Genomic DNA, 21,542 nt, shown 5'->3' with positions numbered 1-21,542 from the left:
CAGCTTGGCCGAGGAAATCGCGGTCGAACTGGGTGAACCCGGCAGTCCAGCCACCCACGTCGGCAACCACACTCCACGACCGCAGTCACTCGCCGGAGGAAGCGCCGGTATCGCCCTTCTGCACATCGAACGCGCATTCACCCAGCCTGAACACCGCGCAGTGGCGCACACCTGGCTGTCGACAGCCGCCTGCGACGACCTTGACGGAAGCCCGAGTTCCTGCTTGTTCTATGGAGTGCCCGCCCTCGCCTTCCTTACTCACGCCGCCGCCGAGGCCACCGGCGGCTACCAGCACGCTCAAGCCGACCTGGCGACCGCCACCCGACAGGTCACTCGCGCCCGTCTCACCGCCGCACACGCCCGCATCGACCGCGGCGAACGCCCCGCACTGGCCGAGTTCGACCTCATCCGCGGCCTGACTGGTCTAGGCGCCTACCTCCTGCTTCGCTCGCCCGATCACCGCATCACCCGGGACGTGCTGATCTACCTTGTCCGGCTCACGGAATCGCTGCCCGGCGACGACCTGCCAGGGTGGTGGACCGAACACGGCCCGACTGGGCAGGCACCAACTGACTACCCTGGCGGACACGGCAACTTCGGGATGGCGCACGGCATCACCGGCCCCTTGACCCTGCTCGCTCTCGCGTTACGCCAAGGAGTCGCAGTCCCCGGTCACGCCGAGGCGATCGCTCGGATCTGCGCCTGGTTGGATGCCTGGCAACAGCCACATGACGCGGGATCTTGGTGGCCTCGCACGATCACACTGGCCGAAGCGCGAACCGGGTGCTGTGATCAACCAGGCCCTGCCCAACCATCGTGGTGCTATGGCACACCCGGCATCGTCCGGGCCCTGCAAGTCGCCGCATTGGCCACTCACGACACCACACGACAACACACGGCCGAGGCCGCGCTGTTGAATTGCTTGAACGACCCCGACCAGCTCGCCCGTATCATCGACCCGAGCCTGTGCCACGGTGCGGCAGGGCTGCTGTACACCACATGGCGAGTCGCGCGCGACGCCGCCACCGACGAACTCAACAACCACCTGCCTATGCTTGCCACGTTGCTGACAGATCAACTGGTGACCTCGCAACGAAACGGCGAACTACTCGAAGGCAGCACCGGGGCTGCGCTGGCCATCCACGCTGTTGTCACCGACACGCGCCCCAGTTCGCAATGGGACGCTTGCCTTCTCCTCTCGTGACACCCCGACCACGAACGGAAGAAGCCAGTCGATGGATCCAGAGTGGCTGCAAATCAGTGTCGAGTTCACCGACTACTCAAAAGCCGAGCTGATCACAGCCGACCGGCTGCTGCCGGTCATGGAACGGGCCGCGTCATGGTGGTTCATCCGCAAGGCACCTTGCTGGCGTCTGCGCTACCTCCCGACCGATCCCACTCAAGCCAACGAACTCCGCAAGACCGTCAGCGAATCTCTCAACAGCCTCCACTCCGCCGGAGAGATCACCGACTGGGTCGAGACGATCTACGAACCTGAGATTCACGCCTTCGGCGGCACCAACGCCATGGCCGCAGCGCACCGACTCTTCCACCACGACAGCCAACAGATCCTCAGCCGCCCCAACGAACTCAACCACCGTCGCGAACACAGCATCCTGCTATGCAGCGAACTCCTCAGAGCAGCAGGACAAGACTGGTACGAACAAGGCGACGTGTGGGCGCGGGTCGCCAGCAACCGACCTGGACAATCCCCAGCGCCAGATGAACAACGGACGTTGGCCACCGACCTCCAACGCCTCATGGCAGTTGATATGGGCCGAGACAGCGCACTTGTCCGCCCTGGTGGTCAGCTAGCCCACCTTGCTGGGTGGGTTGAATCGTTCCGCGTCGCTGGCGAGAGCTTGATCGTCTTTGCTCGACGAGGCCAGCTCACCCGAGGTCTTCGAGCCACGCTGGCCCACCACGTGATCTTTCACTGGAACCGGCTTGGGCTCTCCTACGAGACCCAGAGTCGCCTCGCCGCCGCAGCACGAGAGGCCGTGTTCGGAACTCACGACCAGGAGAGGAGGTGAGAACTAGTCGATGAGGATGGAACTCAGCGCTCCGAGAGCGAGCGCTGGTCCGAGCGGGATATGGGCAAGTGGGCCGAGTCTTAGGCGGAGCCGGAGGTACTGGCTGTACATCGCGCCGATGATCAGGCCAATCATGATGCTGCGGGCTGCCGCGCTCCAGCCTGTCCAGCCGAGAGCTAGTACGAGCAGCGCCGCAAGTCGGATGTCTCCGCCTCCGATGAACCCTGAAGTGATCAGGTAGGTGATGACCAACAGGAGCACGCATGTACCTGAGCTGGCGAGGGCGCGGAGAAGAGGTCCTGGCTCGTGGTCAACTGCGGCGAAGGCGATGAACATGATCGTGGTGGTAGCAGCGGCCACGATCATGGGCTTGGTGGGCAGTCGCTGGTCGCGGGCGTCAATGACGACCAAGGGGGCGAGGAGTGCGGCCAGAGCGGAGTAGGCCGCCAGGGCGGGGCCTACTGGGAGGCGCTGCGTCAAGCTGTGACCGCGCAGCTCAACGACCGGGTCATCGCAGATGACGCGGTCGGTCGACCGGCGATAACCCAGTCCGAGCGCCGCGCGCTTGCTGCGGTGCCAGTGCAGGAGGCCGCGGACACCTACGCCAACGGCGAGCTGGGGCGCGGCGACACACTGCTGTCTCCGGAGGTCGAGGCCCGTGTCACGGCCGCGGTGGTGGACGACTTGGTGGGGATGGGTGGTCGTCAGCCGCACGAGTCGATCGAGAACATCAACGTCAATGGGGACCGGGTGTTCGTCCACCCGCTTGCTGGCCATCGCACGAGCCCTAGAGGCCAAAGCCGCAGGGCGCTTTGACGACTCGCCTGCACGCAGCAAGTTCCGCACCACGGCCTGTGAAGTCTGTCAGTCGCGACGTGTGTTGTGGAGGATCATGGCTAGGTCGACTCGGAACCTGTCGAGGGCGTCGGCCATCTCGATCATCCGTCGTTCGATGGCTGCTAGTCGCGCTGCCACGTGATCGTTCTCCTCGGGCTTGGCCGCAGGTGATGGCAGCGGTACTTGGCCGAGAAGAACCATGGAGAGGTGGTCGGGGTGGAGTTGTGAGTCTCCACCTGGCTACGGCGCCCGAACCGCCCCCGCCACGACGAATGCACGGTTTCGCAGGGGGCAGGGAATCAGTGGGTCAGCAGGAAACTGTCAACCAGTCCGGTGGTGCTGGAGATGGGTGTGCCGAACGAGCACCCGATCACGCTGCCGAGGTAGCTGGTGCCCGAGGTGACCTTGGTGGCGGTGTCTCCCGCGTGGCGGCCAGCGCTCACTGTCCCGGTGTAGACCACGGTCTGTCCGGTGATGACCGGGGACGCCCAGTCGATCGTGCTGGTGCCGCCCGTGGTGTCCTGCCAAGTGATTGTCTCCGCGGCGGCGGGGCCTACCGTCACCGGGACACAGCCCAGCGACAACGACCCGGTGCCGGTCGAGGGAGATCCCACGGGACACGTGGCGTAGTCGAATGTGCTGGCCACGGTGACGGTCTGCGGGGTGAGCGTGACCGGAGGGGAGAAGCTCCGCGAGAAGGTACCCAAGCTCTCGACGTCGACACTGGCCGCGCTCGCGGGCGTGACCAGGACGAAGATCGCCAGCACGGCTTGGACGAGGGCAGCAGGCGCCACCGGCCATCGGGTGCGGATGTCGCGGCGCGGGGACGGCGCGGCTGATCCCGGGGTGGACGACGTCACGTCATTCCTCTTAGGACCTTGGGTGGCGTGCTGCCGTGGTGTGGAGTGCCAGACCGAATGAAGGGAAAGCACGCGACCATCCGGGGTCGCGGCCGCAACGTCTTCTTCGGTGCGTCCGTCGGCGCGCGCCGACGCTTGGTCTGGGGTGAGGCTCTCCTGCCTGGCGAGTGATGGTGCCCGGGTCCGCCGCGCGGTGTCGGCACCGCGCGGCGGACCGGGTGTCAGCAGCTGGTCTTGGTGTCGCCGGTGTCGGCGGAGCAGGTGTCGCTGCCCAGGCCACCGTTGGCAGTGTCGCCGCCGGTGCCGTCCAGGACGTCGATGGTGTCGTTGCCGTTGGAGCCGCTCATGATGTCGGTGCCGTCGTGGTCGACGATGGTGTCGTTGCCGTTCTGGCCATCGAGGTCGTCGTTGCCGGGGCCGCCGTAGATGACGTCGTTGCCGTTGTCGAACAGGTACAGCAGCGAGCCCCAGAAGGTTTCGCCGTAGTTCGTGTCGTTGCCCGCGTCACCGTAGATGGTGTCCGCGCCGTTGCCACCGCCGACCACGTCGTCGCCATCGCCCCCGTGGACGATGTCGTTCCCGTTGCCGCCATCGGTCACGTCATCGCCCGCACCCGCGTAGATGGTGTCGTCGTTGTTGCCGCCGTTGATGACGTCGTCACCGCCGAGGCCGCAGATCACGTCATTGCCGTTGCCCCCGTTGAGGACGTCGTTGCCGCTGGTGCCCACGATCGTGCAGCCGAGAGCGTTGTTGACGGTGGTGGACTCGGTGTCGGTGTTGTTGCCCGGCACGGAGTCGGGCTCGGTGGCCGAGACCGAGGAGGAGGCGGTGACCGTGCCCGTCGCCGACGGTGTCACCGAGATAGCCACGTTCGCGGACCCGGCGGCGGCGACCGAACCGACCGAGCACGAGACGGTGAGCGAGCTGATCGAGCACGTCCCCTGCGACGCCGTGACCAAGTTGATCGTCACGGCTCCGGTCAGCGTGGTGGATAGCGTCACGCCGGTGGCGTTGGTGGGTCCGGCGTTGGCCGCGGTGACCGTGTAGGTGTACGGGTCACCGCCCAAGGCCACCGGGTCGGTGGAGTCGGCCACCGTGACCGACAGGTCGGCGTCCAGATATGTGTACCGGTCCGCGGTGGTGGACGCGCTCGTGCCGCCGACGGTGGTGACGGTGACGTCCACCGTGCCCGCGACGTGCGCGGGCGCGATCGCGGCGATGGAGGTGGAGTTGGTGACCGTGAACGATGTCGCGGCGGTGGTGCCGAACCGAACGGCGGTCGCGCCGGTGAAGCCGGTGCCGGTGATCGTGACGTTGGTGCCGCCCGCGATGGGGCCGCTGGTCGGGCTGACGCCGGTGACGACCGGTGCGGCCAGGTAGGTGTACTGGTCGGCGGAGCTGGTGGTGCTGGTGCCGCCGATGGTGGTGACGGTGACGTCGACCGTACCCGCCGAGCCCGGGGGTGCGGTGGCGGTGATGCTGGTGTCGCTGGTGACGGTGAAGGACGCCGTGGTCGCGCCGAAGTGGACGGCGGTGGCCCCGGTCAGCGCGGTGCCGCTGATGGTGACCGTGCCCCCGCCGCCGAGCGGGCCCGCGTTCGGGCTCACGGCGGTGACCGTGGGTGCGGCGACGTAGGTGTAGTCGTCGGCCGTGGTGGTGGCACTGACACCGGCCGGGGTGGTGACCGTGACGTCGACCGTGCCCGCGGTGCCGGTGGGGGCGGTGGCGGTGATGCTGGTGTCACTGTTGACGGTGAACGAGACCGCCGCAGTGCTGCCGAAGGTGACCGCGGTGGCACCGGTGAAGTAGGTGCCGGTGATGGTCACCAGGGTGCCACCCGCGGCGGGGCCGGTGGCCGGGTTGATCGCGGTGATGGTGGGGGTGGGGTCGAGGTAGGTGTACTGGTCGGCGGCCGTGATGGTGCTGGTACCCGTCGGGGTGGCGACGGTGACATCGACCGTGCCCGCGGCGTGGGCCGGGGCGGTGGCGATGACGGTGGTGTTGTTGACGACGGTGAACGACGCCGACGTCGCGCCGAAGCGGACCGACGTGGCGGCGGCGAGGTCGGTGCCGGTGACGGTAACCGAGGTGCCGCCGGTGAGCGGACCGCTCGTGGGACTCAGCGCGGTGACGCGAGGCTGGCTCACGAGTGCGGTGGTCACGCCGTAGGGGCCGGAGCCGACGCCGAAGGTCGTGGTGACGGTGTTGGTCGCGGCGTCGATCCGCGACACCGAACTCGCCCCGTTGTTGGTGGCGTAGACCGTCGAGCCGTCCCCGCTGACGGCGACCCGGCTCGGGTTGCTCCCGACCGAGACGGTCGCGGTGACGGTGTTGGTGGCGGTGTCGATGACCGAGACGGTGTCGGGGCCGATGTTGCTGACATAGGCACGCGCACCGTCGGGGGTGACGGCCACACCCGAGGGGATGGCGCCCACGGCGATCGTGCCGGTCACCGTGTTGGTGGCGGTGTCGATGACCGCGACCGTGCCGTTGCCGTACTGCGCGACGTACACCGTGGACCCGTCGGGGGTGGCGGCCACGCCGATGGGCTGGTGCAGGCCCAGGTTGATCGTGGCGATCACCGCGGCGGCGGCGAGGTCGACGACCGAGACCGTGCCCGAGGCGTCGTTGGTCACGTACGCGGTGGCCCCGCTGGGACTGATGGCCACCCCGGTCGGGTGTGAACCGACCGGGACGGTCGCGGTCACCGTGTTCGTGGCCGTGGCGATCAGCGACACCGTGTTCGAGCCGGAGTTCGCGACCACGACCCGCGCGCCATCGGGGGTGATCGCGATCCCGTTCGGCTGCGAACCCACTCCGATGGAGGCCACGACGGCCGCGGTGGCGGTGTCGATGACCGACACCCCACCGCTGTTCTTCGTGACGTAGACGCGGGCGCCGTCCGGTGTGGCGACCAGGTCCAGCGGGGTCGTACCCACCACGATCGTCGACACGACAGCGGAGGTCACCGAGTCGTACGCGGTCACCGTGTTGCCGCCGCTGTTGGCCACGTAGGCGAACGGATGCGTCACCACCGCCGCGGCGGCGGGCTGTGCCCCCACCGCCAGCAACCCCACTGACGCCAGCGACGCGCTCACCGCCAACGCCACCCCGCGCCGCCAACCACCTCGTCGTCGCGGCACCCGCGACAGTCCGATACCCATCCGAGGTCCATCCCTTTCAGACAGCCCGCGACATCCCCGAACTACCCTGCGCGGCGCGACAGGACGCGCGAACACGACCGCACCACCGAAACGCCCGAGACCACGAGCGATCGGCGACCGGATCGACGGCGACCACACAAGACACCCACGCTTGAAGTCAACGCGACGACTCCTATCGCCACAGTGGGGAAATGGTGGGCGACTAATACGCAATACTCCGAAGACCCGGTCCCGCGGCAGGCAGGCCATGTCGCCGCCCACCGCACGCTTCATTGTGGACAACGGTGAAGACGAGCGTCAAGACAGCACCCGACAGCAAGAGAGTGACCCGACTTGGCAAAGGAGTGACAGGCGCGACAGGGCAGAAGTGAGCATTCGTCGACATGGCGTAATCCAACCGAAAGGCGGCCTATTCGTATTCCCCATCAGCTGGATTTACCTCAAGAATGCCGGAATTCCCAGCCGGTCCCTGCCGTGACGTCCGAGCGGCGTCGGACTGAACTAGAAATGAAACAATTGGCCGCAACACGATCGGCGCAGTTGTTGCCGCTGAGTGTCGCGGCGTTCTACGACGTTCCGTGGGCGAGGTTCATGCTGACGCACAGGTGGATACCCGCGCCGGAGGTCAGGTGGGTTGACGCGTCGTGGCGATCGAGTCGGAAGGTGTCGGGGTCGTCGGACTGGGCGGGGGCGCGGTTGGCGGGCGGCCACCGCTACGAACAGCTTGCTCATCTCGGCTACCTCGATGCCTTGTACCGGGGCTGGCGCCAGGCAGCGGCGCCATAGGCCGAGCACCGGGCCGTCGTGGCGCCGTCTCCCCACGGCACCGGAACCCGCTACTGACGATCGCCGGTCGCGACCCCCGGTGGCGCCATGCCCCATGTCAAAACCCAACGCCCCCACGCGTTGGGGCGTGGGGGCGTTGGGAACGGTGGGGCGCGGTACTAGGGCAGGTTGGGGATGGGGAGCTCCGGGGCGTAGAGGGTGCGGAAGTACCAACCCGTCGGGAGCTGGGAGGTGCTCCGGTGCTGGCACTCGCTGGCCCAGGCCGCGCGGCCGGTCTCCGAGTCGCGCCAGGCCTGGGCCTGGGTCTCGCACTCGGTGACGGTGGGGTAGGGGCCGTGGTGGATGACCGGCGGTGGTGCCGCGGCGGCGGGGGTGAGGGCCCCCGCGACACCCGCGGTGGCGAGGCAGACGGCCAAGAGCAGACGGCGCATGGTGGGACCTTTCGATGATCGGGACCGGACGGGCGAGAACGTACAACGACCCGACAAGCCTTTGGCAGCCTTGACGCCAGAGTGGGGCTGACCGGATCAGTGGAGGCGACCAACCGGTCGGGGATGGCCCGATCCGACGTCGCGCCATTCGGCCCTTGAATCGGATTTGAGGTCGACCTCCCGTGCCGAAGCCGGGTCATCGAAATATTCGGCCCGCCACCGTAACGTTCAGGGCGCCCGCGACGATTATGCTCTATTTCATAGACCCCAAATAAGCCAGGACTGCTTTTGCGGTCGCCGAGCACATACCGGTCGAGGCCGGTCTCGATAACTCGCCGCGGAACTCCGGGAGGGCGGGGAAGAGGGGGTCGGGGGGATCCATGCCGGGGTGAGGACGCAGGAGCGTCCGCGCCAGGCGGTGTAGGGCTGATGATCACGACTAGAAGGCGAGGAGTGGCAGATCCTGCTCAAGACGACCAGCGGGCGCTTCGCCGACCTGCGGGACCACCTCGTCTCCGAGCACGAGTGGGACAACCCCGAGGTCACTGCCACCCCGGTCACGGAAGGGTCCGCGGTCTACTTCGACTGGCTCACCCGCGCCGTGTCACCGGACGTCACGCAAAGCTGAGCGCAGGTGGGGGTACCAGCCTGATCGTGAAGGTGGCGAACCGCTGGGCGAGGGTGTGCAGCGTGTCTATCGCGACGATGGCGCCGAACTGGCCGTTCGAGGCGATCTTCAGCCCCACGGTGTCCCGTGGGCCGTCGAGCCGAGTTCCACGACCAGAACACCCTTGTCGGCGGAGGTCGGCCAGGATCGTTTGTGGGCCAACGAGGTCAGCCGGTGGGCGAGGCGGCGTGGAGGACGAAGAAGAGGAAGCTGGGGGCGGTGGTGAGCAACGGGTAGCCGTCGGGGTAGAGGGGGGCGGCGGTGAGGAGGGGTTGGGGTTCGCTGAGGGTGGTGAGGCGGAAGCCTGCGGTGGTGAAGGCGTCGGTCATGGCGTGGAGGGGGCGGTTCCAGAAGGTGACTTTGATGGTCTGGCCGCCGGTGGTCCATTCGGCGGGGGAGGAGTAGGTGGTGAAGTAGTTGGGTCTGCGGCCGGAGAGGCGTTCCAGGCAGTAGTCGGCGGTGGGGTGGTTTACCGAGGCGATGAGGCGGCCGCCGGGTTTGAGGATGCGGTGGAGTTCGGCCAGGGGTGGGGCCCAGTCTTGGAGGTAGTGCAGCACTAGGGAGGCGATGACGTCGTCGAAGGTGTCGTCGGCGTAAGGCAACGGTGAGGCGAGGTCGGCGACGCGTAGGTCCACATCGGATCCGAGGCGGCGGCGGGCGAGTGCCAGCATCTCGGCGCTTTGGTCGAACCCGGACACATCGGCGCCTCGGGAGAGCAGTTCCGCAGACAGTGGGCCAGCGCCGCACCCGGCGTCGAGGATTCGCCTGCCCGCTACATCCCCGGCGAGGGCCAGGGTCGCGGGACGTTCGTAGTAGGCGTTCTCGAGGCTGGTCTCGTTGCCTGCCGCGTATGCCTCGGCGAAGCCGTCGTAGTCGGACACGCACCCCATCGTGGCATAGGCGCACGCGATGCCCCCGCCCCCTCCAACGGGTGACGTACCGCCAGTGGTTGAGGTCGTCGAGGTGAGTCGGGGCGCCATGGCGTGATACGAGACGGGCTCTGGGCGCACGCGGGCCCCCGCGCGGTGGGGGTGGGCCACCGCGCGGGGAAAGGGGTTAGGTGGCGGGGCCGAACCAGCGGGAGAGGTGGGTGGTGAGGTCTTCTTGGGAGTCGCCGGTCCAGGCCACGTGGCCGTCGGGGCGGAGGAGGACTGCGGGGGTGTCTAGTTCTTCGCTGATGTCGACGACGTGGTCGACGCGGTCGGACCAGCCTGTGGGGGAGAGGGTGCCGGTTTGGTCGAGGAGGAGGCCTCGGGCGGTGTGGGTGAGGGAGTAGAGGCGGCCTTGCTTGAGGGCGATGTCGCGTAGGCGGCGGCCCTGGAGGGGGTGGCCGTCGCCGAGGGGGTAGCGGATGTCGATGGCGACGATCTTGGCGATGAGGTGGCGGTTGACCTCCTCGATGTCCATGAGTTCGGTGATCAGGGCGCGGACGGCCTGGGCGCCGGGTTCGGTGGACAGCAGGTGGGCTTGGGCGCGGGTGTTGGTGAGGACGTCGGCGGCGACGGGGTGGCGTTCGGACTCGTAGGTGTCGAGCAGGTCCGCCGGGGCCCAGCCGTTGACCGTGGCGGCGAGTTTCCAGCCGAGGTTGGCGGCGTCCTGGATGCCGAGGTTGAGGCCCTGGCCGCCCATCGGGGGGTGGACGTGGGCGGCGTCGCCCGCGAGGAACACCCGGTTGACGCGGTAGCGCTCGGCTTGGCGGGTGGCGTCGCCGAAACGGGTGACCCAGCGGGGGCTGTGGATGCCGAGGTCGGTGCCGGTGAGGTCGCGTAGGCGCTGGGTGAGGTCGTCGAAGGTCGGGGTGGTGGCGCGGTCCTCGATGGCCCGGTCGGTGCGCACGACGAACCGGTAGAGCCCGTCGGTGTTGGGTGAGGGCCCGAACCGGATGTAGCTCTCGGGCGCCAGCGCGGCCGCGGCGGTCATCTCCTCCGTGCTCAGGCTGACCTCCACCTCCCCCAGCAACCACTCCACCGTCGCGGCCTGACCGGGGAAGTCGACCCCGAGCAGCTTGCGGACCGTGCTGCGCCCGCCGTCGCACCCGACCAGCCACCGGGCGCGCAGTCGGGCTCCGTCGGCGAGGTCGACGTCAACCCCGGTGTCGTCCTGGCTCAGCCCGACGAGTTCGCGGCCGCGCTGGATCTCGGCGCCCAAGCCGGTGGCGTGTTCGGTGAGCAGCCGTTCGACGGTCGGTTGTGGGATGCCCAGGATGTAGTTGTGGGCGGTGTCGAGCCGTTCCGGCGCGGGCTTGGCGATCCCGGCGAAGAACCCCCGCAGCGGGTACTGGGTGCCCTCGGCGAGGAACCGGTCGAGCAGGCCGCGCTGGTCCATCAGTTCGATGCTGCGCACGTGCAGGCCGAGCGCGCGGACGTGCTCGGTGGGCGCGGGCTCGCGGTCGAGCACCACGACCCGCACGCCGTGCAGCCGCAGTTCCGCGGCCAGCATCAGACCGGTCGGTCCGGCGCCGGCGATGATCACGTCTATCAAGGCTAACCCCCGTGTTGTGCGATGTCCGACGAGAACACACCCGCGTCGTTTCCGCAGGTTCTCGCGTCGGCCGCCAGATTCTGGGGCACCACCGGGGTCTTGCCGCAAGCCCCCCTGTGCGTTATAAGTTGAAGGGGGAGGGAAATAGTGCGTTCCCCTTGCCCTTCCTCATGCCCCCGGTCGGCGCCCCAGCAGGTCGAGTAGCCGGTCCTGCAGCGGGCTGGTCTCGTCCAGGGTGCCGCTGGGTCCGGTGCCGAAGATGCCGAGCGTGCCGATCACCGCCGCCATGCCGTGCAGGGTCTGCCAGGTGTGTTCGACCAGTGCCGGGTCGAGGGTGTCGTCGAGGTCGAGCGCGCGGGCGAGGTCCCAGGCGTGCACGAGGTGCTCGGTGACGCGGAAGGTCACCGCCTGGTGCCCGGGCACGGGTCCGACGGGGTGCGGCACGACGGCGTCGAGCGCTCCGGGGACCGCGATGGCCCGGTCGAGTTCGGTGCCCGCACTGGTGAACGCGGCGAGCGGGTCGTCGCCCAGCCACTGGGCGCGCAACGTGGCGACGGCGGCTTCGGCGGTGGCGCCGTCGAGCAGGTCGGCGGCCATCCGGTCTCCGGCGACGACGTGGTTGACCAGGTCGAGCGCGGTCCACTCCGGACAGGGTGTGGCGGCCCCGGAGTTGTCGGGAGTGAGGTGGACGAGGCGGCGCTGGAACTCGGCGCGGGCGGCGTTGAGCACGGGGGTTCTCCTAGCGGGTGATGGGCCAACAGACCTCGGTGCGCCGGTCGGCGACGTCGAGGTGGGGGTCGAGGTAGATCTCGCGCAGTGGTCCGGGCGTGCTGAGGCCGAGCGCGGTGATGTGGGTGCCGAGTGGACCGTAGGTCTCGTCGAGGTCCTCGTAGCGGCCGTGGTGCATGGCGACGGCGAACTCACCGCCGGGGACGAGCAGCGTCGGCGCCAGCCGGGTGACCGGCCGGAACACCGTCACCTCGCCCTCCCCCTCGGTGAACAACTCCTCCGGGAACAGCGCGGCCAGCGGGCCGGTGCCGTCGTCGGGCAGCGCGGCGAACGCCTCCGCGCAGAACTCGCCGACGCTGGTGCGCTCGATGTGCCGGGTGATCGCGACGGCCGGGGTGTCGGGGACGTCGCGGTAGCGCACGGGCGTCTCGCCCGCGGGGTCCTCGAGGAGCCTGCGCAGCCCGGCGATCGCGACGCGGGTCCGGTCGAGTTCGTCCTCGAGCCGCGTGAGGTGTGTCAGCAGGACCCGGTCGCGGTCGAGGGCGCCGGGGGCACCGAGCAGCGCCTTGATGTCGGCGAGCGGCATGTCCAGCTCGCGCAGTCGCCGGATGGTCCGGGCGGCCCGCACCTGGCCGGGGTCGTAGCCGCGCAGCCCGGTGCGCGGGTCGACGTGGCCGGGGGCGAGCAGCCCGAGGCGGTGGTAGTGGCGCAGTGCCTTGACCGTCAGGTGCGTCATCTTGGCGAACTCGCCGATGGGGATCGTGCCGGGCATGGGCTGAAGCATCCCCGCTCCCCCAGGGGGAGGCACAAGCGACGCGCGGGATCAGACCCCGACCGGACGGTCCCCGCGCAGGGTGATCCGGTGCATGACGCGCTGCTGGTCGCCGTAGTCGTCGACGGCGTAGTGCGCGGTGCTGCGGTTGTCCCACACGACGACGTCGCCGGGGCTCCAGCGGTGCCGGACGGTGAACTCCGGGCGGCCGATGGCGGCGAAGAACACCGCCAGCAGCGCGCGGCTCTCGGGCTCGGTGACCTCCACCAGCCGGGTGGTGAACCCGGGGTTGACGAACAGGCTCCGCCGACCGGTCTCCGGGTGCACGCGCACGACCGGGTGCGGCACCGGTTCCAGTGACCGCACCTGCTGGCCTTCCCAGGTGTTGCCCTCGCCGCCGAGCCGGTCGCGGAGGTACTCGTCGAAGTCCTCGCGGCCGTCGTGCAGCGCGGTGAGCCTGTCGGCCAGGTCCCGCAGCACCGGCGAGAGGAACAGGTACGCGGCCTCCAGGTCCGTCCAGCAGGTATCGCCACCGGTCGGAGGTAGCGTCACCGCGCGCAACACCGACCCCAGCGGCGGGTGCGCCATGAACGTGACGTCGGTGTGCCACACCGGGGCCTTGCCGCCGTCGCCGCTGTCGAGCACGTAGATCTCGGGGTGCTCGGCGTCGAGACCGGGCACGACGGGATGCGCGCGGGTGGTCTCACCGAGGGCGGCGGCGAAATCGCGGTGCGCGGTCGGGGTCAGCGACTGGCCGGGGAACACCAGCAGCTTGTGCTCAGCCAACGCGGCCCGCAACGGCGCCCCGTCGGCCCTGGTGCGCACGTCGTTGAGGTCGACGCCGGTGACCGTGGCGCCGATGGTCGGGGTGAGTCGGTCCAGTGTCGTCATGCTCGCCTCCTGCTGTCCTAGGCCGCGACGGCGCGCACGGCCGAGGCCACCTCGCCGCGCAACGCCGCGTACTGCGCGGACCCGCGCAGCTCGTCGGCCGAGAGCCCGGCGCCGCGCGGCAGCGGGACGGGCAGGTCGAGCGCGATCCGGCCGGGCCGGTCGGTGAGCACGACGATGCGGCTGGCCAGGAACACGGCCTCGTCGACGCTGTGGGTGACGAACACGACGCCGCGGGTGCCGTCGTCGGTGAGGGTGCGGACGTCCTCCTGCAGCCGTTCCCTGGTCATCGCGTCGAGCGCGGCGAAGGGCTCGTCCATGAGCAGCAGCCGGGGCTGGGCGGCCAGCGCGCGGGCGATCGCGACGCGTTGTTGCTGGCCGCCGGAGATCTCCCAGGTGCGGCGGGGTCCGAGGGCGCCGAGGCCGACCTGCTCGAGCAGCTCCACTATCCGCTGTGGACGGTCGGCGCGGGGGACACCGGCCCAGCGCAGCGAGGTGCCGATGTTGGCGCCGACGCTCTGCCACGGGAACAGCCGGGGTTGCTGGAAGACGACGCCGACGTCGCGGCCGGGGACCGGGGTGCGGCCCAGCAGCCGGACCGCGCCACCGGAGGGGTGTTCGAACCCGGACACGACCCGCAGGAACGTGCTCTTGCCCGATCCGGAGGGCCCGACGACCACGACGAACTCGCCCGGGTCGACCCGCAGGTCCAGCGGCCCGAGCGCCGGAACGGGGCCGCCCTTGGACTTGTAGCTGTGTTCGACGCCGACGAGCTCGACGAGGGCCTCAGCCACGCGGCACCCGCAGCGCCGCTTGGAAGGTGGCGAGGTCGGGGACGGCCTCGACCTTCTTCTGGGCCTTGAGGAACTCCGCGGCCGAGCGCAGCTGCTCGGCGAGCTTGCCGGGTGCCTCGGGGGTGCCGAAGTACTCGGGGGTGCGCTGCTGGGCGTGGTCGAGGTAGATGTTCTGGGTCAGCTGCGAGAGCGCGTCCTCGACGGAGGCGCCGAGTTGGCGGGCGACGGCCTCGGCGACCGGCTTGGGGTCGGTGTTGATCTGCTTGAGCGCGGCGTCGGTCGCGGCCAGCCACTTGTCGATGACGACGCCGTTGCGGTCGATGAACTCCTTGCGCGCCACGGTGAACGTCAGGGTCGGCTTGCCCGCCTTGGCCAGCTTGGCGCTGTCGGTGAGGGTCAGGCCGTCCTTCTGCAGGACGCTGAGCACCGGGGTCCACACGTAGGCGCCGTCGATGTCGCCGCGCTGCCAGGCGGCCTGGATGTTCTGCGGTTCCAGGTCGACCAGGGTCACCGACGCCGGGTCGACGCCGCCCTGCTCGAGGGCGGCCAGCAGGCTGTAGTGCGCGGTGGAGCTGAACGGGGCGGCGACCTTGCGCCCGGCGAGTCCCTTGATGTCGGTGACGCCGCTGGCCTTGCGCACCACCAGCGCCTCGCTGTCGCCGATGACGTTGAGCAGCTCGATGACCTGGTAGGGGATGCTCAGCGGCGGGCAGAGCGCGGCGGCGGCGGGGCTGCTGCCGATGACGGCGATGTCGATGGCGCCGCCGAGGAACGCGGTGTTGATGCTGGCGCCGGAATCGAACGCGGTCCAGGCGATGTCGTGGTCGGGCAGCGCGTTCTCCAGGGTGCGCTGGTCCTTGAGCAGCAGGGTGCTGTCGGCGAAGCTCTGGTAGGCGATACGCACCTTGGTGCGCTCACCCGACCCGGACGAGGAGCTCCCGCCCACCCCGCACGCGGCCAGCAGTGGCGCGGCGGCGAACAGGGACAGCACGGATCTGCGGCTGACGGACATGCGGTTCTCCTGGGTGTTCATGCCAGTCCCCGCCACGGCGAGAGCGCGCGCTGGACCGCGAGGATGGCGGAATCGATGATCAGACCGGTGACCCCGATGACGATGAGGCCGAGCAGCACCACCGCGGTCTGGTTGTAGCGCTGGGCGTTGAGGACCATGCCGCCGATGCCGTCGGCGCCGTTGACGGTCTCGGCGGCGACCACCGAGCTGTAGGCGATGCCCACGGCGAGCCGGATGCCGGTGAGGATCTCCGGCGCGGACGCGGGCAGCACCACGGTGGTGACGACCCGCAGGCGGCTGGCGCCGAGGGCGGCGGCGGCCTCCACGTACTGCTTGTTGACGCCGGTGACAGCGGCGGCGGTGGCCACCGCGACGGGCGGGAACGCGGCCACCATCAGCAGGTACACCTTGGGTTCCTCGTCGATGCCGAACCAGATGACCAGCAGGCTCAGGTAGGCCAGTGGCGGCAGCGCGCGCAGGAACGTGACGAACGGCTCGGTGATCGCCCTGATCAGCGGGACCAAGCCCATGAGCAGGCCGAGACCGACGCCGAGCAGCACCCCGTAGGCGGAGCCGTAGCCGACGCGGCGCAGGCTCACGCCGAGCCGTTCGACCACAGTGGACCCGGCGTAGCCGCCCTGGCCGTTGCCCGCGTCGGCGGTGGCGAGCAGTTGGTCCCACACGGCGGCGGGGCCGGGGAGCACGGCGGGTGGCCAGAACTCGGCCAGTACCAACAGCTCCCAGATCGCGAGCAGCACGGCGACGGCCGCGACGCGCACCAGGACGGCGTGCGTCCCGGACAGCGGACGTGCCCTGGTGCGGGATTCGGCCATGCTGGGAACTCCGTGCGAGAGTGGGGACAAGTGATCTCGGCGAGGAATGTACAGACGTACACTCGGGGTTCGGCCGCGTTCCGCTGGGTGGACGGTGGCGGGTGGAGCCCTTGCGCGGGAGGAGATTTCATGGCACCGCGCAGGCGCGATCCCGATCGCCGGGACCGGATCGTGGCGGCGGCGGTGGAGGTGATCACCGAGTCCGGTCCACACGCGTTGACTCACCGCGCGGCGGCGGCGCGGGCGGGGGTGCCGTTGGGGTCGACGACGTACCACTTCGCGGACTTGGAGGAGTTGCTGGGGGCGGCGCTGCTCGCGGTGGCGGAGCGCAACGTGGCCCGGTTGCGGCGGTGGGCGTCGTCGTTGGCGCCAGATGCCGATCTGGCGGTGGAACTCGCGGACCTCCTGGTGCTGCTCTCGACCCGGCACCGGCAGTCCAGCGTCGTCGCCTACGAGCTCTACAGCGCGGCGTTGCGGCGTCCGGGTTTGCGCGCGGCCAGCACGACGTGGGACGCGATGCTCACCGAGGTCTTCGCCCCACACGTCCCCGACCCAGCGGCCCTGACCGCGATGTTCGACGGGCTACTCCACCAGGCCCTGGTATCCCCGACCCGCGTCACCCGAGACACCTTCGAACCCCCACTACGCCGCGTCCTCACCGGCTGACCTCGAGGCACCACAACGTTCCCGTCAAGACCGCCGAGGCTCAGGCCGGGTGTGGGCGGCCATCGGGGGTGGCGCCGAAGAGGCTCAGCGGGATGGTGTCCTCGGTGAGCAGGTCGGCATTGGTCGAGTGTTCGACGTGGTGGTGATAAGGGATGCCCGAGTCCGTGTCGACCGGCTCCGCGGAGGCCTCGACGATCTCGGCGAGGGTGTCGAGGTGGTGTTGTGGGCCGGTGAAGGTCACGGTGCGGTCGTGGACGGTGACGCGAGCCAGCGGGGTGTCGGCGGTGTGGATCGTGGCTGTGGCGCCGGTGATGTCGTGGTGGGGAGCCTCGTAGGTCGGGTCGAGGGGCAGGGTTCCAGTGCCGCTGCGCAGGAGGGCGGCGAGGTGGTGGAAGTCCTGGGGTGTCCCGTGGAGGGCAGCTTCGGGGTGGCGGCCGGTGGTCCACACGATGATCACGGCGGCGACGGTATCAGCGCGCCGCGGTGAGCGGGCTGGTCAGGCGGGGTGGTGGGTGCGGGACAGGGCGTTGATCAGGGCGTCGATGGTGATCATTCCGGCGAGGGCGCCGCTGTCGTGGATGACCGGGAGGGCCGCGTCGGTGGTGGTGACCAGGTGTCGGGCGGCGTCGGCGCAGGTGGTGTGGGTGGAGATGGGGTCGGCGGGGTTCATGACGTCGGCGGCGGTCTCGGCGACGGGGGCGGATCTGATCCGTTCGCGCAGCAGGTCGGTGGCGGAGACCACGCCGACGAGGCGGTCGTCGGTGATGACCGGGACGAGGCGGTGGGTGGTCGCCAGGACGGCGGCGTGGACCTCGGCCAGGGGCGTGTCGGGTCGCACGGTGGCCACCCGCTGGTCCATGACGTCGCGGACCAGCAGCGGGGTGGCCCGGGGTCGCACTTGGGCGTGGACGCGTCCGTTGTGCTGTCGGGGGATGACACCGGCGCTCATCGGCCCGCCCTTCGTCGCCGTGCGTGGTCCCACGACTGTGAACCCCGTTCATGGCCGCGGTCCAGGGACCAAAGCACCGTCCGACCAGGGACCCCCGGTCGTCGTGGTGCCGGACAACGTTCTCCGGCACCACGGCGGCGGGCTACCAGGCGCTGGACTCGACGGTGATGATCGGGACGAGGCCGTTGCCGAGGGTTTCGAGGAAGCTGATGATCTCGGCGGCCACGGAGCGGTGCTGGCGGTCGTTGAGCACGTCGTGGTGGGCGTCGCGGACGGTGGACAGGCGCGATCTGGGGGAGGCGTGGACGGCGGCGGTGAGGCCGGGGCGGTCGGCGAGTGGGTCTTGGTCGCCGATGAGGATGAGCCTGGGCAGGTCGGTGGGGGTCGGGGTGGTCAGTTCGGGCGGGAGCGGGGTGCGCAGGCTGCCGCGTTCGAAGGCGGTGTCGTCGGTGAGGACGGCGCGGTGGGCGGGGCAGGTGGTGCGGATGTCGAGTTCGGCCGCCCAGTCCGCCGCGTCCGCGCCCACCGGCGAGGGCAGCCCGGCGAGGACGACGGCCTCCGGCCACCAGGGCGCTGTGGTGTCGCCGCGCTGCAGCAGCGCCGAGACGAGCGCGGCACCGGAGTCGGCGCCGATCAACACCAGCGGCCGGGCGAGCACGACGGTGTCGAGCGCGGCGGTCAGGTCGGCGGCCAGGTGCTCCAGCGACCCGGCGACGTCACCGGGGGCGACGCGGGGAGCGTCGAGAACCCGGACGCGGTAGGCGTCGGCGGCCAGGCGGGTGCCGAGGCGGGTGTAGGTGGCCTGGGTCTCGCCGCGGCCGGGGACGACGAGCACGGTCCCCCGGACGCGCAGCCCCTCGGGTTCGTGGAAGTCGGTGTACCGACTCACCTCACACTCCTTCCTGTCGGGGCTTCCAGCCCAGCGCGGGGGCGACCTCGGTCGCGATGAGTTCCAGTGCCCGGATGGCGTTGTCCTGGTCCGGGACGGCGGGGTTGAACTGGGTGATCAGGTCGGTCGCCACCGGCAGCACCAGCTCCTGGCGCAGCGCGGTGACGATCTCGTCGGGGTGGCCGTAGAACGAGTGGAACCGCCGCAGCGCCTCGTCGACGTCGAGGTTCGGGGGGAAGCCGGGGAAGCGCAGGGCGGCGCGGTGCACGTCGTCGCCGATCTGGGCGAGGGCGGTGCGCCGGTCCTTGGCGGGGTAGACGAACCGCGAGAGCCCGACGCGGGGTGCGCGCGAGGTGTCCCACGCCGCCAGGTACGCGTCGACCCAGGGGCGTTGGACCTCGTCGGTGGGTTCCTCGTAGCCGTAGGCGGCGCGGTTGATCAGCAGGTTGGAGCCCGCGGCGGCGGCGTGGGCGGCTCCGGCGCCGCTGAACACGCCCTGCCAGATCCGGTCGGTGAACTCGCCGGGTGGTGGCTGGATGGTGAAGCCGGGTGTGCCGACCTCGCCGCCCGCCAGTGCCGTGCGCAGCACCGCGAGTCCCTCGGTGGTGAGTTCGCGTCGGCGGGCGACATCGCGGCCGAACGCGGCGTACTCCACGTCGCTGCCGCCGCTGCCGACACCGACCTCGACGCGGCCGCCGCTGAGGGTGTCGACCACCGAGATGTCCTCGGCCAACCGCACCGGGTCCTCCAGCGGCAGAATCGTGATCGCCGTGCCGAGCCGGATCCGCTTGGTGCGGGCGGCGGCGTGCGCGAGGAACGTCCACGGCGAGGGCAGTCCGCCGCCGCCGAGCGGGACGTGGTGCTGGGCGACCCAGCCGACGTCGAAGCCCAGTTCGTCGGCGACGACGAACAGTTCCTGGGCGTCGCGGTAGGTCTGGGCGAGGTCGGCGCCCCGGCCTTGGACGTGGGTGAGGAACCCCAGACGCAGGCTCATCGCGCACCCACCAGTGCCCGGCGCGGCACGCCCAGGGTCCGGTCGAGCACCGCACCCGCCCCGCCGAGCGGGAGTTCGGTGCCGCGCCAGGCGATGTGCTGGTCTGGCCGCACCAGCACGGTCCCGGTGCCGTAGAGCTCGCGGGCGGCGGGGTCGGTGAGGTGGATGACCGTCAGCGGCAGTGCCCGCGCGGTGGCCTCGGCGACGAAGGCGTGTTCGACGTCGCGGTCCTCGGTGAGCACGAGCAGTGCCAGGTCGGCGCCGACGCGGTCGTAGAGGGTGCCGCCGTAGGGGTCGACCAGGCCGTTGGGCGCGCGGTGCCCGGGTCGGGGGTCGTCGGTGTAGACGTCGGCTTGCCAGGGCCATTCGGCGTCGAGTTGCCCGTCCTCGTACCAGATCGCGGTGGACTCGTCGTAGCGCTCGTCGAAGGTGACCCCGTCGGCGCCGGTGCGGCCCTCGGCGATGCGCGCACCGATCGCGGCGCGCCGCGCCTGGGCCTCGGCGCTGAGGTCGTCGTCGGCGGGGACACCGATCTGGCGGATGGCCGCGAGGGTGACCTGGGATCGGCGGGACCGTTCGAGGGCGTGGTCGGCGACGCGCCAGTTGTGCTTGCGGCGTTCCTGGTCGTAGGAGTCGAGCAGGTCCGCCGCGGCGTGCCCGGCGAGGACGGCGGCGAGTTTCCACCCCAGGTTGACCACGTCGCCGAAGCCCTCGCCGAGGTTGCCGCCCGGGGTCCGCACGTGCGCGGCGTCCCCGGCGAGCAGGACGCGGCCCGAGCGGAAGGTCGTGGCGATGCGGGTGGCGTGGTAGAAGGTCGTGGCGGACACCAGTTCCAGGTCCAGGTCGAACCCGAACGCGGCCCGCGCGGTGGCCAGCAACTCGGCCTCGGTGGGCTCGTGCTCGAGCGGGAACGGCCCGGCGTAGACGCGCCAGTCGCGGGCGCTGACGGCGGCGAGGAACCCGTCGGCGTGCTGGTTGAACACGATGTTGGTGCCGCTGGGCGCGGGGCCGACGGTGGCGGAGATGTCGCCGGTGCGCACGATCAGCCGCAGCCGCTTCTCTTGGGCGTGCTCGCCTTCGCGGGTGATGCCCGCCAGGGCGCGCACGGTGCTGCTGCCGCCGTCGGCGCCGATGACGTACTGGGCGCGGATGACCTGCCCGTCCTCGCTGACGGCGTCGATCCCGTCGGTGTCCTGGCGCAGCTCGGCCAGCGGCCACCCGCCGGTGACGGGGACGCCGCGGTGGGCGAGGTGACGCAGGAACACCTGCTGCAGCGCGCTCTGCGGGCGGCGCAGCGCTTCCTCGGTGGAGTGGCGGGCGGCGCCGGTGAACTCGGGGCGCCGGTTGGGGACCAGTTCGTGCCCGACCAGGGAGGTGACCAGCCGGATGCCCTGGTTCCACTCGGGCGGGAACGTCCACTCGTCGCGCACCGACTGCAGCACGCCCCAGCGGCGGAAGTGCTCGACGACGCGCGGGGTGTGGCCCATGGCCCCGGCGCGGACCAGGGTGGCGCTGGTGGCTCGGTCGACCACGGCGACGTCGACGCCCCGGCCGCTCAGTTCCAGCGCGGCGGCGAGCCCGACGGGTCCGGCGCCGACGACGAGGACCTGCACCCGGTCCGGTGGGGTGGTGGTGGGGAAGTGCACGGTGTGCACGTCGCGGCCGCCGGTCATCGCGCGTCCACGAGGGTGTCGCTGTCGGCGGGGATGGTGTCGCTGTCGGCGGGGATGGTGTCGCTGTCGGCGGGGATGGTGTCG

The 21,542-nt window shown here is 70.3% G+C and carries 21 protein-coding genes and 1 pseudogene; 4 read left to right on the top strand and 18 right to left on the bottom strand.

Annotated features, from left to right (window positions below; all coding sequences use genetic code 11):
- The first annotated feature begins 4 nt into the window (after positions 1 to 4).
- Positions 5 to 1,204, top strand: coding sequence for a lanthionine synthetase C family protein (locus LV79_RS15355; protein ID WP_253837004.1), 1,200 nt, complete (start codon positions 5 to 7; stop codon positions 1,202 to 1,204).
- 31 nt (positions 1,205 to 1,235) lie between these two features.
- Positions 1,236 to 2,033 carry a thiopeptide-type bacteriocin biosynthesis protein gene (locus LV79_RS15350; RefSeq protein WP_253837002.1) on the top strand — a complete coding sequence of 266 codons (798 nt, stop codon included), beginning with the start codon at positions 1,236 to 1,238 and terminating at the stop codon, positions 2,031 to 2,033.
- A gap of 3 nt (positions 2,034 to 2,036) precedes the next feature.
- On the opposite strand, the gene LV79_RS15345 is transcribed toward LV79_RS15350, so the two are convergent.
- From LV79_RS15345 to LV79_RS15330, 4 genes are all read right to left on the bottom strand, one after another.
- Positions 2,037 to 2,810 carry a prepilin peptidase gene (locus tag LV79_RS15345; RefSeq protein WP_253837000.1) on the bottom strand — a complete coding sequence of 258 codons (774 nt, stop codon included), beginning with the start codon at positions 2,808 to 2,810 and terminating at the stop codon, positions 2,037 to 2,039.
- A gap of 359 nt (positions 2,811 to 3,169) precedes the next feature.
- Complete coding sequence (locus LV79_RS15340) at positions 3,170 to 3,730, bottom strand: hypothetical protein (RefSeq protein ID WP_253836998.1); 561 nt, start codon at positions 3,728 to 3,730, stop codon at positions 3,170 to 3,172.
- Between the two features lie 221 nt (positions 3,731 to 3,951).
- Positions 3,952 to 6,894, bottom strand: a complete 2,943-nt coding sequence (locus tag LV79_RS15335; RefSeq protein WP_253836996.1) for an IPT/TIG domain-containing protein — start codon at positions 6,892 to 6,894, stop codon at positions 3,952 to 3,954.
- A gap of 944 nt (positions 6,895 to 7,838) precedes the next feature.
- Complete coding sequence (locus tag LV79_RS15330) at positions 7,839 to 8,111, bottom strand: hypothetical protein (protein WP_253836989.1); 273 nt, start codon at positions 8,109 to 8,111, stop codon at positions 7,839 to 7,841.
- Positions 8,112 to 8,565: 454 nt separating this feature from the next.
- Between LV79_RS15330 and cutA the strand changes: the two are divergent.
- Positions 8,566 to 8,739 (top strand): annotated as a pseudogene (gene cutA, locus LV79_RS34795) (divalent cation tolerance protein CutA); the annotation flags it as partial.
- Here cutA and LV79_RS33900 read toward each other — a convergent pair.
- The 9 genes from LV79_RS33900 to LV79_RS15290 all read right to left on the bottom strand — a co-directional run bounded on the left by LV79_RS33900 (position 8,726) and on the right by LV79_RS15290 (position 16,287).
- Positions 8,726 to 8,857 (bottom strand): hypothetical protein, encoded by a 132-nt coding sequence (locus LV79_RS33900; protein WP_285470135.1) that lies wholly within the window; start codon positions 8,855 to 8,857, stop codon positions 8,726 to 8,728. The pseudogene cutA and the gene LV79_RS33900 overlap by 14 nt on opposite strands.
- 88 nt (positions 8,858 to 8,945) lie before the next feature.
- Complete coding sequence (locus LV79_RS15325; RefSeq protein ID WP_253836987.1) at positions 8,946 to 9,668, bottom strand: class I SAM-dependent methyltransferase; 723 nt, start codon at positions 9,666 to 9,668, stop codon at positions 8,946 to 8,948.
- A 166-nt stretch (positions 9,669 to 9,834) separates the two neighbouring features.
- On the bottom strand, positions 9,835 to 11,259 hold the full coding sequence (rox, locus tag LV79_RS15320; protein ID WP_253836985.1) for a rifampin monooxygenase: 1,425 nt from the start codon (positions 11,257 to 11,259) through the stop codon (positions 9,835 to 9,837).
- A 168-nt stretch (positions 11,260 to 11,427) separates the two neighbouring features.
- A complete protein-coding gene (locus LV79_RS15315; RefSeq protein WP_253836983.1) occupies positions 11,428 to 11,988 on the bottom strand; it encodes a TIGR03086 family metal-binding protein in 561 nt (186 codons plus the stop codon).
- 10 nt (positions 11,989 to 11,998) lie between these two features.
- Positions 11,999 to 12,760: a MerR family transcriptional regulator gene (locus LV79_RS15310; RefSeq protein ID WP_253836981.1), complete on the bottom strand. Its 762-nt coding sequence runs from the start codon at positions 12,758 to 12,760 to the stop codon at positions 11,999 to 12,001.
- A 51-nt stretch (positions 12,761 to 12,811) separates the two neighbouring features.
- Complete coding sequence (locus tag LV79_RS15305) at positions 12,812 to 13,651, bottom strand: TauD/TfdA dioxygenase family protein (protein ID WP_253836979.1); 840 nt, start codon at positions 13,649 to 13,651, stop codon at positions 12,812 to 12,814.
- A 17-nt stretch (positions 13,652 to 13,668) separates the two neighbouring features.
- Positions 13,669 to 14,442 carry an ABC transporter ATP-binding protein gene (locus LV79_RS15300; protein ID WP_253836977.1) on the bottom strand — a complete coding sequence of 258 codons (774 nt, stop codon included), beginning with the start codon at positions 14,440 to 14,442 and terminating at the stop codon, positions 13,669 to 13,671.
- Positions 14,435 to 15,454, bottom strand: coding sequence for a taurine ABC transporter substrate-binding protein (locus tag LV79_RS15295; RefSeq protein WP_253836975.1), 1,020 nt, complete (start codon positions 15,452 to 15,454; stop codon positions 14,435 to 14,437). The genes LV79_RS15300 and LV79_RS15295 overlap by 8 nt, the downstream gene beginning before the upstream one ends.
- Before the next feature lie 17 nt (positions 15,455 to 15,471).
- Entirely contained in the window at positions 15,472 to 16,287 is an 816-nt protein-coding gene (locus LV79_RS15290; protein ID WP_253836973.1) for an ABC transporter permease, read from the bottom strand.
- A gap of 129 nt (positions 16,288 to 16,416) precedes the next feature.
- Between LV79_RS15290 and LV79_RS15285 the strand changes: the two genes are divergently transcribed.
- Entirely contained in the window at positions 16,417 to 16,953 is a 537-nt protein-coding gene (locus LV79_RS15285; RefSeq protein WP_253836971.1) for a TetR/AcrR family transcriptional regulator, read from the top strand.
- Positions 16,954 to 16,993: 40 nt separating this feature from the next.
- Here the strand turns inward: LV79_RS15285 and LV79_RS15280 are convergent, their stop codons facing one another.
- From LV79_RS15280 to LV79_RS15260, 5 genes are all read right to left on the bottom strand, one after another.
- A complete protein-coding gene (locus LV79_RS15280; RefSeq protein ID WP_253836969.1) occupies positions 16,994 to 17,410 on the bottom strand; it encodes a hypothetical protein in 417 nt (138 codons plus the stop codon).
- Positions 17,411 to 17,449: 39 nt separating this feature from the next.
- Entirely contained in the window at positions 17,450 to 17,902 is a 453-nt protein-coding gene (locus LV79_RS15275; protein WP_253836967.1) for a CBS domain-containing protein, read from the bottom strand.
- Positions 17,903 to 18,044: 142 nt separating this feature from the next.
- Positions 18,045 to 18,791 (bottom strand): alpha/beta hydrolase, encoded by a 747-nt coding sequence (locus tag LV79_RS15270; RefSeq protein ID WP_253836949.1) that lies wholly within the window; start codon positions 18,789 to 18,791, stop codon positions 18,045 to 18,047.
- A 1-nt stretch (position 18,792) separates the two neighbouring features.
- Positions 18,793 to 19,785 carry an LLM class flavin-dependent oxidoreductase gene (locus LV79_RS15265; RefSeq protein WP_253836947.1) on the bottom strand — a complete coding sequence of 331 codons (993 nt, stop codon included), beginning with the start codon at positions 19,783 to 19,785 and terminating at the stop codon, positions 18,793 to 18,795.
- Complete coding sequence (locus LV79_RS15260) at positions 19,782 to 21,458, bottom strand: FAD-dependent monooxygenase (protein WP_253836944.1); 1,677 nt, start codon at positions 21,456 to 21,458, stop codon at positions 19,782 to 19,784. Before LV79_RS15260 ends, LV79_RS15265 begins: the two co-directional genes overlap by 4 nt.
- Between the last annotated feature and the right edge of the window lie 84 nt (positions 21,459 to 21,542).

Origin of the sequence: Actinokineospora globicatena (assembly GCF_024171945.1) — a bacterium.
Classification (GTDB): domain Bacteria; phylum Actinomycetota; class Actinomycetes; order Mycobacteriales; family Pseudonocardiaceae; genus Actinokineospora; species Actinokineospora globicatena.
The sequence above is the reverse complement of the archived record's forward strand: the minus strand, read 5'-3'. Positions and strand labels throughout refer to the sequence as shown.